General features: G+C 62.0%; 15 protein-coding genes. 11 read left to right on the forward strand and 4 right to left on the reverse strand.

Annotated features, from left to right (window positions below):
* Positions 1-112: 112 nt before the first annotated feature.
* Positions 113-1,042, reverse strand: coding sequence for an NAD-dependent epimerase/dehydratase family protein (locus REH34_RS12645; RefSeq protein ID WP_311971816.1), 930 nt, complete (start codon positions 1,040-1,042; stop codon positions 113-115).
* On the reverse strand, positions 1,035-1,919 hold the full coding sequence (locus REH34_RS12650) for a sugar nucleotide-binding protein (protein WP_311971818.1): 885 nt from the start codon (positions 1,917-1,919) through the stop codon (positions 1,035-1,037). The genes REH34_RS12645 and REH34_RS12650 overlap by 8 nt, the downstream gene beginning before the upstream one ends.
* 270 nt (positions 1,920-2,189) lie before the next feature.
* Here REH34_RS12650 and REH34_RS12655 point away from each other — a divergent pair, with 270 nt between their 5' ends.
* The 11 genes from REH34_RS12655 (at position 2,190) to REH34_RS12705 (ending at position 12,323) form a co-directional block, all read left to right on the forward strand.
* Complete coding sequence (locus REH34_RS12655) at positions 2,190-3,209, forward strand: substrate-binding domain-containing protein (RefSeq protein WP_311971820.1); 1,020 nt, start codon at positions 2,190-2,192, stop codon at positions 3,207-3,209.
* Positions 3,193-4,197: an ABC transporter substrate-binding protein gene (locus tag REH34_RS12660; protein WP_226506251.1), complete on the forward strand. Its 1,005-nt coding sequence runs from the start codon at positions 3,193-3,195 to the stop codon at positions 4,195-4,197. The genes REH34_RS12655 and REH34_RS12660 overlap by 17 nt, the downstream gene beginning before the upstream one ends.
* A 23-nt stretch (positions 4,198-4,220) precedes the next feature.
* A complete protein-coding gene (locus REH34_RS12665) occupies positions 4,221-5,045 on the forward strand; it encodes an ABC transporter permease (RefSeq protein WP_311972087.1) in 825 nt (274 codons plus the stop codon).
* On the forward strand, positions 5,042-5,839 hold the full coding sequence (locus REH34_RS12670; protein ID WP_311971821.1) for an ABC transporter permease subunit: 798 nt from the start codon (positions 5,042-5,044) through the stop codon (positions 5,837-5,839). The genes REH34_RS12665 and REH34_RS12670 overlap by 4 nt, the downstream gene beginning before the upstream one ends.
* Positions 5,836-6,894, forward strand: coding sequence for an ABC transporter ATP-binding protein (locus tag REH34_RS12675; protein ID WP_311971822.1), 1,059 nt, complete (start codon positions 5,836-5,838; stop codon positions 6,892-6,894). Before REH34_RS12670 ends, REH34_RS12675 begins: the two co-directional genes overlap by 4 nt.
* Positions 6,891-7,721, forward strand: coding sequence for a phosphodiesterase (locus REH34_RS12680; protein ID WP_311971823.1), 831 nt, complete (start codon positions 6,891-6,893; stop codon positions 7,719-7,721). Before REH34_RS12675 ends, REH34_RS12680 begins: the two co-directional genes overlap by 4 nt.
* A gap of 146 nt (positions 7,722-7,867) precedes the next feature.
* Positions 7,868-8,938, forward strand: a complete 1,071-nt coding sequence (locus REH34_RS12685; protein WP_311971824.1) for a hypothetical protein — start codon at positions 7,868-7,870, stop codon at positions 8,936-8,938.
* Between the two features lie 21 nt (positions 8,939-8,959).
* Complete coding sequence (locus REH34_RS12690; protein ID WP_311972088.1) at positions 8,960-9,745, forward strand: TSUP family transporter; 786 nt, start codon at positions 8,960-8,962, stop codon at positions 9,743-9,745.
* Positions 9,746-9,808: 63 nt separating this feature from the next.
* Positions 9,809-10,303 carry a heme-degrading domain-containing protein gene (locus REH34_RS12695; RefSeq protein ID WP_226506246.1) on the forward strand — a complete coding sequence of 165 codons (495 nt, stop codon included), beginning with the start codon at positions 9,809-9,811 and terminating at the stop codon, positions 10,301-10,303.
* 89 nt (positions 10,304-10,392) lie between these two features.
* Positions 10,393-11,001 (forward strand): NADAR family protein, encoded by a 609-nt coding sequence (locus tag REH34_RS12700; RefSeq protein ID WP_311971825.1) that lies wholly within the window; start codon positions 10,393-10,395, stop codon positions 10,999-11,001.
* Positions 11,002-11,171: 170 nt separating this feature from the next.
* Complete coding sequence (locus tag REH34_RS12705) at positions 11,172-12,323, forward strand: L-dopachrome tautomerase-related protein (protein WP_311971826.1); 1,152 nt, start codon at positions 11,172-11,174, stop codon at positions 12,321-12,323.
* Between the two features lie 352 nt (positions 12,324-12,675).
* Here REH34_RS12705 and REH34_RS12710 read toward each other — a convergent pair whose 3' ends face one another.
* Positions 12,676-13,206, reverse strand: coding sequence for a single-stranded DNA-binding protein (locus REH34_RS12710; protein WP_311971827.1), 531 nt, complete (start codon positions 13,204-13,206; stop codon positions 12,676-12,678).
* A gap of 9 nt (positions 13,207-13,215) precedes the next feature.
* A complete protein-coding gene (locus tag REH34_RS12715) occupies positions 13,216-14,610 on the reverse strand; it encodes an MFS transporter (protein ID WP_226507459.1) in 1,395 nt (464 codons plus the stop codon).
* Positions 14,611-14,759: the final 149 nt, after the last annotated feature.

A 14,759-nucleotide genomic window follows, 5' to 3' on the forward strand; every position in this document is an offset into this window, starting at 1 on the left:
TTTTCGCTGATCCTGCCGGCCTCTTCGCGGGCACGCCCAACTCCCACAGTGGTATGTCGTACACCTGTGGGAGCAGGGCTTGCCCGCGAAGACGTCCGCCCAGACAGCGCCGTTAACCGGCAATCAAGCGCCGCAGGCCTTCGGTCAACGGGGTGATAGCGGGGAGTTCGAAGTGTTGCAGCAAACGGGCATTGTTGGCGCGTGAGTGTTTGATATCGCCCGCGCGCGCCGGGCCGTAGGTCACGGCAGGCAGATTGCCCACCACCGTGCCCAGCGCTTCGAGCAACTGATTGAGGCTGGTCACGCCATTAAGGCCGACATTGATCGCACCCACCTCCACCTGCGGTTTTTCCAGCGCCTGCACCAGCAGCGCTACCAGGTCTTCCACGTAGAAGAAATCCCGGGTCTGCTCGCCATCGCCGAACAGACTGATCGGCACGCCTTGCTGCGCACGTTCGGTGAAGATGCTGATCACCCCGGAATACGGCGAGGAGGGATCCTGGCGCGGGCCGTAGATGTTGAAGAAGCGAAAGATCACCGGCTCCAGCGCGTGCTGACGGCGGTAAAAATCGAAGTAGTACTCGCTGGCCAGTTTGTCCGACGCGTACGGGGTCAAGGGCGCCTTGGGCGTGTCTTCGTCGATCGCCTGGCCTTCGCCGTTGTTGCCATACACCGCGGCACTGGAGGCAAACACCACGCGGCGCACCGCGTGCTCGCGCATGGCTTCGCAGACATTCAGGCTGCCGATGAAATTGCTCTGGTGCGTGCTCACCGGATCATCGACCGAGGCCTGTACCGAAGCGACTGCGGCCAGATGCACCACCGCCTGACAGCCGGCAACCGCGCGGGAGACCAGAGCGGCATCGGCAACGCTGCCCACCAACAGCTCGACCCTGGGGTTGTGCAGCGGCAAGTTGCTGCGCTTGCCGAACGACAGGTCATCGAGGATCCGCACCGCGTAGCCCTCGGCCAACAGCGCGTCCACAAGATGGGAACCAATGAAACCGGCGCCGCCGGTGATCAGGACAGGAGCATCAGCCATGACGATAATATCGATCCAGTAGGCTCGGGAGCCCGGCCCGCCAGGCGCGTGGCTTGATCCCGAAAGTGTGGAGAATTTTCTTGCAAGTCAGCACCGCGTGCTGCGGCTCGTCGGCGGCATCAGGCCGCGCAGCGTGGGCCTGGGCGGTCGGCGACTCGACCGCCAGCGGGTGCAGATGGGCGGCTTCGGTGAGAATCGCCTGCCCCAGCGCCAGCGGCGTGGTCGCCTCGTTGCCGGCGTAGTGATAGGTGCCCCACAGCGGCGCCTCGCAGTCGAGCTGCTTGAGCACCGAAATGATCACCCGTGCGGCGTCATCCACTGGCGTCGGATTGCCACGACGGTCATCGGCCAGCATCAATTCGCGTGGTTGCTCGGCACTGCTCAGGAAACGCCCCAGCACGCCGTCGATGCTGTCATCGAGCAGCCAGCCGAAACGCAGCAACACGTGCTGCGGGCAGGCCGCGCGCACGCTTTGTTCCATGCGCCACAGCGCCTGGCCGCGCAGGCCCAAGGGTACCGGTTCGTCTTTTTCGCTATAGGCGGTGGCCCGCGAGCCGTCGAACACCCGGTAGCTGGACGGCTGCACCAGCACGATCTGGTGGTGCTGGCACAGCTCGGCCAGACGCTCGACCGAGCGCTCCTGCGCAGTCAGGCGCGCTTCGCTGACGCTTTCGGCCTGGAACCAATCGAAGTAGTAAGCCAGGTTGATCAACGCATCGGGGCGGGTGTCATCGAGCAGCTGAGTCAGGCTCGCTACATCCCAACCGTCCTGCGGGGGGCGCGGGGCGAGGAAGCCGATGTCCTCTTCCGCTCCGAGGCGAATCAGCGCTTGCCCCAGGGCATTCCCACCGCCCAACAGCATAAGGCGCATTCGCATAGAGTCAGCAGGTCCAGTGTGGTTGAGACCGTGCAGCACGGTCTGTTGACAATGATGGCTCACGGTGGCCGACAGACCAGGCCACGCGCGAGGCAGAAGGCGGATATTATTGCATTTTGCAGAGTTGTGCTGAACCGATAGCCAATAAACTCCGTTTGACCCCGTAAACACGGGCTCCATCCGTCACACAACTGCAATACCCCAGCCCTTTTTCTGCCACATCCCCACGCCACAATCGGCGCCAATGAGATCGATCTCAAACAGGCGCCCATGACCGATTTGAAAGATGTTGCACAACTGGCGGGGGTTTCCCGCGCCACTGCCGCTCGCGCGTTCGCCACACCGGATGTGGTCCGCGAGGCGACGCGTGAATTGGTATTCGCCGCCGCGCGGACGCTGAATTTTCGCCCCAATCGGCTGGGTCGCCAGTTCCGCCTGCAAGCCACGCACATGATCGGCGTGGTCGTACCCAACCTGCTCAACCCGGTGTTCGCCGAGCAGTTTCAGGCGATGGAGCGGGTCGCCCGCGTGCACGGCTACAACTTGCTGCTGGCCACCACCGACTACGACAGCGCTCGCGAGGCCGAAGTGGTCGAGGACCTGCTGCGCCAGCGCGTCGACGGCCTGGTACTGACTGTCACCGATGCCCAGGACAATCCGCTGCTCGATGCCCTGAGCCGCGAAGCCACGCCGTTCGTGCTCGCCTATCACCAACCGACACGTGCCGACTTCAGCGCCGTGTCGGTGGACAACCGCGCCGGCATGCAACTGGCAACCGAGCACCTGCTGCAGCTGGGCCACACCCATATCGGCATGGTCGCCGGCCCCGCGCTGCAATCGGACCGCGCCCGCCTGCGTTATCAGGGTTATTGCGACGCCCTGCAGGCTCGCGGCCTGAAGCCGATGCCGGTAATCGAAATGCCCGCCCACACCCGCGCCGACCTTATCGTGCTAGCGCCCTGGCTGCGTGGCCTTGAAGCGCCGACGGCACTGGTGTGCTCCAACGATCTACTGGCCATCAGCGTCATCGCCGAACTGCGTCGCGGCGGTCGCCAGGTACCTCGGCACCTGTCGGTGATCGGTTTCGACGGCATCGCCCTCGGCACTCAGATTCATCCCTCGCTGTGTTCCGTGGTGCAGCCCATCGAGGCGCTGGCCCAGGCCGTGATCGACCAGTTGCTCGCCCTGATCGGCGGCGGTGCCCCTGCCTCTATTTGCTTGCCCTGTCATATCCGCCCCGGCGACAGCATCGCCCTCACTTGGAGCATCCCCCATGAAAAGGTCCGCTAGTACCCTGGCCGCCGTGCTGTTGCTGGGCATCGCCCGCCTCGCCCCGGCCGCCGAAACCGCCATCTGCTACAACTGCCCGCCCGAGTGGGCCGATTGGGGCACCCAGTTGCAGGCCATCGCCGCCGACACCGGCGTGCACGTGCCATTGGATAACAAGAACTCCGGCCAGGCGCTCGCACAACTGGTGGCCGAACAGGCTGCACCGGTGGACGATGTGGTCTATTACGGCGTGACCTTCGGCCTGCAGGCGCAGAAGGCCGGGGTGCTCGACGCTTACAAACCCAAGGGCTGGGATGATATTCCTGCGGGCCTGAAGGACCCGCAAGGTCACTGGTTCGCGATCCACTCCGGCACCCTCGGCCTGATGGTCAACGTCGACGCCTTGGGCGGCAAGCCAGTACCAAAAAGCTGGGCTGATCTGCTCAAGCCGGAGTATCAGGGCATGGTCGGCTACCTCGATCCGTCCAGCGCCTTTGTCGGCTACGTGACCGCAGTGGCAATCAACCGCGCCATGGGCGGCACCCTCGACAACTTCGAGCCGGCCCTGGACTACTTCCGCAAGCTGGCGAAAAACTCGCCGATCGTGCCCAAACAGACCGCCTATGCGCGAGTGCTGTCGGGCGAGTTGCCGATTCTCGTGGACTACGACTTCAACGCTTACCGCGCTCGTTACAAGGACAAGGCCAATGTGGCGTTCGTGATTCCTAGCGAAGGTACGGTGTCAGTGCCTTACGTGATGAGCCTGGCCAAGAATGCGCCGCACCGCGCCAATGCCGAAAAGGTCCTCGACTACGTGCTCTCGGACAAGGGCCAGGCGCTGTGGGCCAATGCCTATCTGCGCCCGGTGCGCCCGGTGCAGATGCCCGATGAGGTCGCCAAGCGTTTCTTGCCCGAGGCCGATTATGCCCGCGCCGGTACCGTGGATTACGGGCAGATGGCTGCCGCGCAGGAAGCCTTCAGCGCGCAGTATCTGCGTGAGGTCAAATGATGAGCGCGCGAGCTCTGCCAGTCATGGCTGCGACGCGTCGACCGTGGCGCTTGCCGGTGCCGGCAGCGTTGGCACTGGCTCCCGCGCTGGCGGTATTGAGCGCGTTCTGGCTGCTGCCATTGGTGCACTTGATCGCCCTCGGCCTGCAACGCCGCGACGGCCATGACACCGCCTACTGGCAGGTGCTGAGCAGCGCGCAATACCTGAGCAGCCTGGCGCAGACCTGCGCGCTGGCCGTTGTCGTCACCGCTGCCGCGCTCCTGATCGGGGCGGTGGTGGGATGCTTTCTCGCTCGCCAGCGCTTCTTCGGGCGCTCGGCCCTGGTGGCGCTGCTGACCTTTCCCCTGGCCTTCCCCGGTGTGGTGGTGGGGTTTCTGGTGATTCTGCTGGGCGGTCGCCAGGGCCTCGCCGCCAGCCTGTTCGGCCAGCACTGGGTGTTCGCGTATTCATTGATCGGGCTGTTTGTGGGCTATCTGTATTTCTCCATTCCGCGGGTCATCCTGACGGTCATGGCCGCGTGCGACACCCTCGACCGCAGCCTTGAAGAAGCCGCCCGCTCACTGGGCGCGAAACCTTGGCGCGTGGTGCTGGATGTGATCGTGCCGGGGCTGGCGCCGGCGCTGGTGTCTTGCGGGGCCATCTGCTTCGCCACTGCCATGGGTGCGTTCGGCACGGCTTTTACCTTGGGCACACAACTGAACGTCACCCCGGTGGCGATCTACAACACCTTCACCAATTACGCCAACTTCGCCATGGCGGCGGCCTTGTCGGTCGTGCTCGGCGCGATCACTTGGATCGCCCTGCTGCTGGCCCGGCGCTTGATTCGTCAAACGGGAGCCAACCTATGAAACGTGGCGCGTGGTTCTACAGTCAGCTGACGTTCGTGGTGCTGGTGTGCAGCTTCATGTTGGTGCCGGTGCTGATGTCGCTGCTGGCCGGTGTGACGCGCAATTACTTCCAGGGCGTGGTCGCCAGCGGCTTGACCCTGGATTGGCTGGCGCAGGTATGGAACGCCTATGCCGATACGGTCTGGCTGTCGCTGCAACTGGCCGTTGCCTGCGCCCTTTGCGTGGTGGTGATCGGTGTGCCGGCGGCCTATGCCTTGGTGCGCATGAACAACCGCTATAGCCGCGCCTTCGAGGAATTGATGGTGCTGCCCGTGGCCATGCCCGGCCTGGCCAGTGCGCTGGCGTTGTTGCTCACCTATGGCCAGTACGGCGCCTTTCGGGGCAGTTGGCTGTTCATTCTGGTCGGCCATGTGATTTTCACCCTGCCGTTTCTGGTACGCCCGGTGATGGCAGTGATGCAGCGCCAGCAATTGCCCTTCCTCGAAGAAGCCGCCGCCAGCCTCGGCGCCGGCCCGCTGGAACGCTTTTTCACCATCGTGGTACCTAACTGCCGCACCGGCATCGTCGCCGGTGTGCTGATGGTGGTGACCCTATCGCTGGGCGAGTTCAACCTGACCTGGATGCTCCATACCCCGCTGACCAAGACCCTGCCCGTGGGCCTTGCAGACAGTTACGCCTCGGCGCGGCTCGAAGTCGCCAGCGCCTACACCCTGATTTTCCTGTTGCTGATCGTGCCGCTGCTCATTGCCCTGCAAGCCGTCAGCAACCACCTTGCCCGTGGAGACCGTCGATGACCGGCACCCCTATCCGCCTCGAAGGTTGCCGCAAGACCTTCACCAACGGCACCGTCGCCTTGCATTCGCTGGACCTGGATATCCACCCCGGCGAGACCTTGGCCATTCTCGGTCCGTCGGGCTGCGGCAAGACCACTACCTTGCGCCTGATTGCGGGCCTCGAGCGCCCCGACAGCGGCCGCGTGCTGTTCGGCGAGGAGGACGTCACCGCCCTGCCCATCGAGCGCCGTGACGTGGGCATGGTGTTCCAGAACTACGCACTGTTCCCCAATCTGGATGTCGCCGGCAATATCGTCTATGGCCTGAAGATCCGCGGCATTCCCAAGGCCGAACGCCACGCCCGTTGCGCCGAACTGCTGGAGCTGGTCGGCCTCAAGGACCTCGGCCGGCGCGCCATTCACGAATTGTCCGGCGGCCAGCGCCAGCGTGTCGCGCTCGCCCGCGCCTTGGCGCCACGCCCTCGGGTGCTGCTGCTCGACGAACCGCTCGCCGCCCTCGATGCGCAACTGCGCGAACGCCTGCGCAGCGAGCTCGACCAACTGCTGCGCCACCTCGGTATCACCGCGGTATTCGTCACTCACGACCAGGGCGAAGCCATGGCGCTCGGGCATCGAATCCTGGTGATGGAACAGGGGCGTGTCGCACAGCTCGCTACGCCGCAGACCATCTATCAGCAACCGGCCAACAGCTTTGTTGCGGGTTTTGTCGGCAACCTCAACGCCTTCACCGTGCTGGAGCGCAGCCAGGCCGGGCTCAAGGTGCAGGGTGGCGAGCTGCCCTGGAGCGCTGGTGATTTTCCCGACACCCTGTATTGCCGCCCTGAGCACCTGCAGGTCGCGAGCGGCAATGGCCATTTGCATGGGCGCTTGGTGGCGCAGTTCTTTCAGGGTGCCCATAGCCGTTTGCTGGTCGATATCGGCGCAGCGCAGCCGCTACTGGTCGACTGCGATGAGGCCGCCAACCTTCAAGTCGGCGATGCCATCGCGCTGGGCATCGCGCCTCGGCATCTGTTTCGACTCAACAACGGCTCGGGTCGCAGCGAGGTCGTGGCATGAGCCGGCCGTTCCTGATAGCCCAGATCAGCGATCCCCACCTCAAGGCCGGCGGCAAGTTCAGCTATGGCGTGGTCGATACCCTCGGCGCCTTGAAGCGCATGGTGGCGCATTTGAACGCCTGTGTGCCGCGCCCTGATGTGGTGGTCGTGAGCGGTGACCTGGTGGATTTCGGCCGGGCCGATGAATATGCAGTACTCGCACCGCTACTGGCTGAACTGGCCATGCCGTTCTACCTGGTGCCGGGCAACCATGATGATCGCGGGGAGATGCTCGCGGCGTTTGGCGGGCAGTCATGCCTGCCCGTCACCGGAGGCACGCTCGACTGGGTTGATGAGGCCTGGCCGGTGCGCCTGATCGGGCTGGATTCCACCGTCCCCGGCGCCCATGGCGGCCAACTGAGCGATGCACAACTGGCCTGGCTCGATCAGCGCCTCGGCGCACGGCCCGATGTACCGACTGTATTGATTCTCCATCACCCGCCCTTCATCACCGGCATCGGCCACATGGACCGCGAACCCTTCGCCAACGCGGCGGCATTCGAGCGCGTAGTGGCGCGTCACCAGCAGGTCGAGCGCTTGCTCTGCGGGCATCTGCATCGGCCGATTCAAAAGCGTTTTGGCGGCAGCCTGGTGAATGTGTGCCCCGGGACGTCGCATCAAATCGTGCTGGATCTGCAACAAGATGCCCCAGCGCATTTCGGCCTGGAACCGGCGGGGTATCTGTTGCACTGGTGGCATCCGCAGGAGGGGCTGGTGACCCATACCGGTGTGCTCGGTGACTATCCAGGGCCGTATCCGTTTTACGATGCGCAGGGGTTGATTGACTGATACAGAAACAAATTTTTACGTCGTTACATTTTCAAATAGAAAGGCAGTTATCAGGCAGCATTTCCCTCTGTACATCGATTGCAGGGGAATCGATTCTAGGGGCGTTTCAGGACAACAAGAACAACACCTAGAATGGAATCCTCCCTATGCACGCGCATAAAAACGCGTCGACAACCGTCGATCTTGAATATGAACAACTGTCTTTCTCGCCCACTCAAACCGCGCTGCTGGCCGAGAGTGCCGACCGCATTGCCGCTGCGGGAGGCCCCGAGTTGCCCGGGGCCATTGCTTGCGCCAGCGCAGCGGCACTACGGTTATATCGAAGCTTCAACGCTGGCCAGCGCGATATTGTGCGGCGCTATTCAGACGGTCATCTCGCCGTGCTGGAGTGCTCGGGGCTGCTGCCGCCTCGGCAGGATCCACCCCCAAGTGATTTACCGCCGCTGCATGTGCTGGAAAACGCCCCTGAATGCCTGCACCTGGCGGCACGCAATCAGATACTGCTGCATTTGGTAAAACATCGGGCGTTTGCCTACGACATGGACAACAACGCCCGACTGATTCGTTTTGTCGGCAATTTTTGCGGCGGTGGCCTGCTACCCCGCGCCGACGAACCCCCGGACAGCAGCCTTGAACTCAGTTCACATGCAGGCCTGCCGCTCGGCCCTCACACCGAGGCGCCGTACCACTGCGCGATTGAACCGCTCGACGGGCATTCTCCAGCGCCGTCCACACTCATCCTGACGGCGCGCTGGAACCCATTGGGCGAGCCCACCTGCATCATCCCCATGACGCCGGTCATCGACCGCATCGGTGCCAGAGCCGCACTCGCGTTGACTTCCGCGTCCTTCGATTACACCCGCAGCGACTCCTTCGTTACCGGTAGCGGTTCCAGCGGGCAAGCCGTCTCGATCCTGCAGTTCGACGTCAACGGCGGCTATGCGCTGCGCTACAACAGTTATCGCTACTCGCTGAACGAAAACGCTAGCCCAGCGGCGATTGCCGCCTTTCAAGCGTTGAACACTCAGGTGCGCGGCAGTGAAGTCATCAAGATCGCCTTGACCGCGAGCAATGCCCTATTGATCAACAATTATCGAGCGCTGCACTGCCGAGACATCATCCGTGACAACCGGCGTCTGCTGATTCGCCTGTTCGGTTACTCGCGCTTCGTCTCCCCCATTGTCCTCAATGCAGACCCTTTGAAGGTCCAGGGCTGAGGACTCACGCAAGGAAATCCGCTGTTGGAAATCGAACTCTCGCTGATCCTGATCATGGCCGGCGTCGCGCTGCTGGCCGGCTTCTTCGACGCAATCGCCGGCGGCGGTGGTCTGATCACCCTGCCCGCACTGCTCCTGGGCGGCATTGACCCGTTGGTTGCCATCGCCACCAACAAATTCCAAGCGGCCTCGGCGACGGTGTCGGCTACCGCTGCCTTTGCCCGCAAGGGGATGATCGAGTGGCGCAGCGGCTTGCCCATGGCAGCCATGGCGTTTGTCGGCGGGGCACTCGGAGCGTTGTCGGTCAACCTGATCCCCCGGGCTGTACTGGAAGCGCTGGTACCGGTGCTTTTGATCGGCGTCGCGATCTACTTCGCGCTCAGCCCCAAACTCAGTAACGACGAACGCCGTGCCAAGCTGCCAGCCGTAGTTTTCTGCTTGACCTTGGCGCCATTGATCGGCTTCTACGATGGCGTGTTCGGCCCAGGTGTCGGGTCGTTCTTCATGGTTGCGTTCGTATTGGTGATGGGCCAAGGCATACTGCGCGCAGTGTGCAACAGCAAGCTGCTCAATGCCTCTTGTAACCTGGGCTCGCTGGCGGTGTTCGCAATGATGGGCAACATTCTGTTGCCATTGGCGCTGGCGATGGCCGGGGGCGCTTTCGTGGGCGCACAACTGGGTGCGCGATGTGCGGTGCGCTTTGGTCCGCGACTGATCAAACCCTTGTTGATCGGCGTGTGCTGCCTGATGGCAGGCAAGCTGTTATTGGCGCCTGGGGGCCTCTGGCATGGATTGCTATTGGACTGAGCAGATTCGTCTCTGTGCCCTACACTCTCCGGCTGAACAACATCACGACTCGGAGCGACAACAATGGATATAACAGAAGACCTGAGACGTATCGCCCTGCAGGAGCAGACCATCAGGTTCGAGCATTTCGACAAGGCCACCGCCTGGGATCTGGGCAATCGACTGAAGCTGGCGTGTGAGGCGCGGGAAGCTGCAGCCACTATCGAAGTGCGGATCGCGCGTGACACGGTGTTTTTGTATGCCATGCCGGGCACCGTAGCGGTCAATGCCGAGTGGGCGCGGCGCAAGCGCAATGTTACCGAATTACTGGAACAGAGTTCCTATGCAGTCGGCCTGACATTGGAGCGTGACGGACAGACACTGCAGGATCCTTCGGGATTGCCCATGATCGATTTTGCGCCCCATGGCGGGTGCTTTCCCATTGCGTTGCGCAAGGGTGGGTTTATCGGTGCGGTGACGGTTTCCGGGCTGCCACAGCGTGAAGATCACGCGCTGGTGGTGGAGGTATTGGCACAGATGTGTGGGGTCGAGTTGGAGGGGTTGGCGCTGGACGAGTGAGGTATCAGGGATTCCTTGGTCGCGCTCATTCGCGACCAGGCTTGCTAAGCTTCAGGAATTTCGCCATTGCCACACCTCAGGAGCAGTACATGCAAGGGGTCAACGATATTCGTTCGCTACAGGCGTCCATTGCAGGTGGCGTCCATCCAGACTATCTGTTTTTCTGGGGCCACACGCCCCGCCACCCCCATGCCGTGGACCGTAGCTGCCTGAGCCAGTGGTATCCGGCGGCCTTCACACTGGACGGCCACGAGTACGTCACGGCCGAACATTACATGATGGCCGAGAAGGCGCGCTTCTTTGGCGACCCTGAACTGGCCGAGCGAATCATCCGGATAGAGACGCCCGCGCAAGCGAAAAAGCTCGGTCGCGAGGTTGAAGGCTTCGATCAGCAACGTTGGGAAGAGGCACGTTGCGAGATCGTTTTCGCCGCCAACCTGGCCAAATTCGAACAGAACCTGGGATGCCGGGCGTTCCTGCTGGCGAGCCGCGATCGCGTGCTGGTAGAGGCCAGCCCAGTAGACAGCATCTGGGGTATCGGCCTGGCGATGGACGATCCTCGGGCCGAGTCGCCAGAGGCGTGGCAGGGGTTGAATCTGCTGGGGTTCACGCTGATGCGAGTGCGGGAAAAGCTGTTCGAATTACAACATTCGGCCCTGGAAGAGCTGAACGCTGAACGTTCTGATACGACAACCTGATTAAGCTCGCTGACATTAAATGTAACGCTGGCTAAACGATCTTTCACGGAACAAAGCCGTCGCGGGATGTTTCCATACGCTGATCAGCCCTCTACGGGTTTTTTTTGAAACCCGGACTGAAACCGGTTTCAGTCTCGGTGACGGTTTATATCTGCCTAGGAGGCACCGCTATGCGCAACACCCAGGAACGGCCCTTCAGCCCCAATCGCCTGCGCGCCTTGGCACTGGCTATCGCCTGTGCCGCCACCCCGGTATTCGCTACGCCCAGCGCCCCGGCGGCAAATGTGCAAGTCGCCGTATCGTTGCAAAAGAATGAAGCTTCAGGCGTGGTGGTCACCCCCGACGGCCGGATGTTCTTGACCATCCCGCGAGCCGGAGTCAACCACAGCGACCCGTCGCTGGTGGAAATCGTCAACGGCCAGCCAGTGGCCTTCCCGGACACCGCCTACACCGTGCCATCGGATAAACCCCTGGCTGACTGGCTAGTTTCACCGTTAGGGCTGACCCTGAGTGGCAACACCCTGTGGGTGCTGGACGAAGGCAAGCGCGCGGGCATCGATGCCATCCCCCGCGACAGCGCCAAGCTGGTGGCCATCGATATCCCCACCCGCACGGTGCGCAAGACGATCCTGATCAACAAGCCCCAACTGCGCGACACCGAGCAGCTCAACGATCTGCGGGTCGACATGCAGCACGGCGCCCAAGGCACCGTGTACATCTCCAATAACGGGTTCTCCAAGCCCGACAGCTCGCTGCTGGTGGTCGACATCGCCAGCGGCAAGGTACGCGAGCTGTTCAAGGACCAGCCCCAGGTATCGCCTGCCCCTGGCTACATGACCTGGGTCGAGGGCAAACCTCACGCCTACAGCGTGGACCACGCCACCATGCCTCAAGGTGGCGTGAACGGTATCGAGCTGTCGCCGGATGGCAAAACCCTGTACTGGACTATCCCAACCAACGCCAACACCTACAGCCTGCCCACCGCGCTGCTGAGCGACCCCAAACAAAGCGAGGCGCAACTGGCCAAGGCCGTGCACTTCGAGGGGCAGGCGGCGTCGAACGGCGGTATTACGGTAGATGAGCACGGCACCCTGTATTACGGTGATGCTTCGCACCATGCGATCGTCGCCAAAGATACCCAGGGGCAATTCAGCCTCGTGGCTCAGGACCCGCGGCTGATCTGGCCGGATGGGCTGTATTACCGCGATGGGTATCTGTATGTGACGATCGGACAGTGGCAGCGGGCGCCAGGGTTGAATGGTGGGAAGGATTTGCGGGCGGCGCCTTATGATGTGTTGAAGATCAAGGTCGGAGGGGCATGATACTGCCTGCGATTTAAACGCATTGATAAGCAGGTCTACAAAGCAATTTGATATATACATCTGTTCAGCGGGCACAGGGTCAAAAACCTGGCCCGCCATCAGGACGACTAAAACCACAAACAATCAGGCTTCTTCGACTGAGCTACTAGTGAAGCGGCGCCGAGTAATATGAAATTAGCTTTCCTACAAGATGCGGACAGCACTCATGGATAAAGTAGCTAAATTCTTGAGACTTATAGTTCTACACACCTATACGGCAGCCTCTGATTTTATAAAGCTCGGCTACAGCAGCGCAAAAAAAAACCGCGACACTGAGGACGCGGCTTCTTGTAACAGCAGGATCAGATAGCCGTTAGAACGGAATATCATCATCAAAGCTGTCAAAATCCGGAGCCGGTTGCGGCGCGGACTGCTGTGGCGCAGGTGCCGAACGCGACTGCTGCGGTGCGGACGATTGCTGCGGACGCGGGGCCTGCTGACGAGGGGCCGATTGCTGGTAGTTGTTGCCGCCGCCACCTTGAGCGTTCTGGTCGCCCTGCGGACGGCCGCCCAGCAGCTGCATGGTGCCTTGCATGTCGACGACGATTTCAGTGGTGTAGCGCTTGATGCCGTCTTTTTCCCACTCGCGCGTCTGCAGCTTGCCTTCGATATAGACCTGCGAACCTTTGCGCAGGTATTCGCCGGCGATCTCGGCAACCTTGCCGAACATCGATACGCGGTGCCACTCGGTCTTCTCGACCTTCTGACCCGACTGCTTGTCGGTCCACTGCTCGCTGGTGGCCAGGCTCAGGTTGGTCACCGCGTTGCCGTTAGGCAGGTAACGAACTTCAGGATCCTGACCGCAGGTACCGACCAATATGACTTTGTTAACCCCACGGGCCATAACGTTCTCCTAGGCTTCGCTCGCCGCCGAGGCCGGATTGACCAGGCGCTCCAGAGACGGGCGATCCAAAATTTCTGTGTCCAATTTGATGTAGATGGCAGCTTCTTCTGCCACCACTACGGCATCCGTCACTCCCGGAACTGCCTTGAGGCGTTCGCTCAGGCCGGTTTCACGCAGCGCCTCGGGCGACAACGGCAGACGCAGGCTCGTGACGTATGGTGGTTCGCGCATAGTAACAGCTATGGCCAACCAAATCGCCAGCAGCCCGGCGCATCCCAGAAATACAACGCTCAAACCGCCGTGCTGAAACAGGAAACCACCGAGAATACCGCCCATCGCCGCGCCCAGAAACTGACTGGTGGAGTACACGCCCATGGCCGTGCCCTTGCCGCCAGCCGGAGACACCTTGCTGATGAGTGAAGGCAGCGAGGCCTCGAGCAGGTTGAAGGCGGTGAAAAAGACCACCGTACCGACCACCAGTTCCGCCAGGCTGTAGCCCCACTCCCAGAAAAACAGCTCTGTAAGCATGAGGACAGCGATCGCCCCGGAGAGGACTTGCTTCATCTTGCGCTTTTTTTCGCTGTAGATAATGAACGGAATCATTGCAAAAAACGAAATCACCAGCGCGGTCAGATAGACCCACCAATGCTGTTCCTTGGGCAAACCGGCCCGCTGCACAAGGGCTAGCGGCAGCGCCACGAAGCTGGCCATCAGTACCGAGTGCAACACGAAGATACCAATATCCAGGCGCAGCAGATCGGGATGCCGCAAGGTGGCCCCCAAAGCCTGCTTGGCCACTCCCGACTCACGGTGAGTGAAATGCTGGGAAGCCGAAGGCACCACGAAGCGAATCAGCAATACCCCAACCATGGCCAGCACCGCCGTGGCGATGAACAGGCCCGACAAGCCGAACGCACGGGTCACCAGCGGGCCGACCACCATGGCCACGGCAAAGGACACGCCAATGCTCATGCCGATGGTGGCCATGGCCTTGGTGCGGTGCTGCTCGCGGGTCAGGTCCGACAGCAAGGCCATGACCGCGGCCGAGATGGCCCCTGCGCCCTGCAGGATACGCCCCGCGATCACACCCCATATGGAGTCGGCCTGAGCGGCGAGCACGCTGCCCAGGGCGAAGATCACCAGCCCGACATAGATCACCGGCCGGCGGCCGATGCGGTCGGAGATGATCCCGAAGGGAATCTGCAGCACGGCCTGGGTCAAGCCGTAAGCACCAATGGCCAGGCCAATGAGCGCTGGCGTAGCACCGGCCAGGTCCATGCCGTAGGTGGCCAGGACCGGCAACACCATGAACATGCCCAGCATACGAAATGCGAACACCAGGGCCAGCCCACCCGCCGCGCGGGTTTCACTGCCACTCATGCGATCGCTCTGTGAATCGTGCATGGATAAACCTCGTGTGAACCGGCGGCGATTCTACCAGTCCCACAGTTTTACGGCACACACGGCGACGCTATGCCGCGCATGTTCATGTTCCTTCATGTTCATCCGATGCCACCTTGAAGTGCAGTGAGCGGGTCTAGCCCCGTATACTC

The organism is Pseudomonas baltica, assembly GCF_031880315.1.
In the GTDB taxonomy this organism is placed as follows: Bacteria; Pseudomonadota; Gammaproteobacteria; order Pseudomonadales; family Pseudomonadaceae; genus Aquipseudomonas.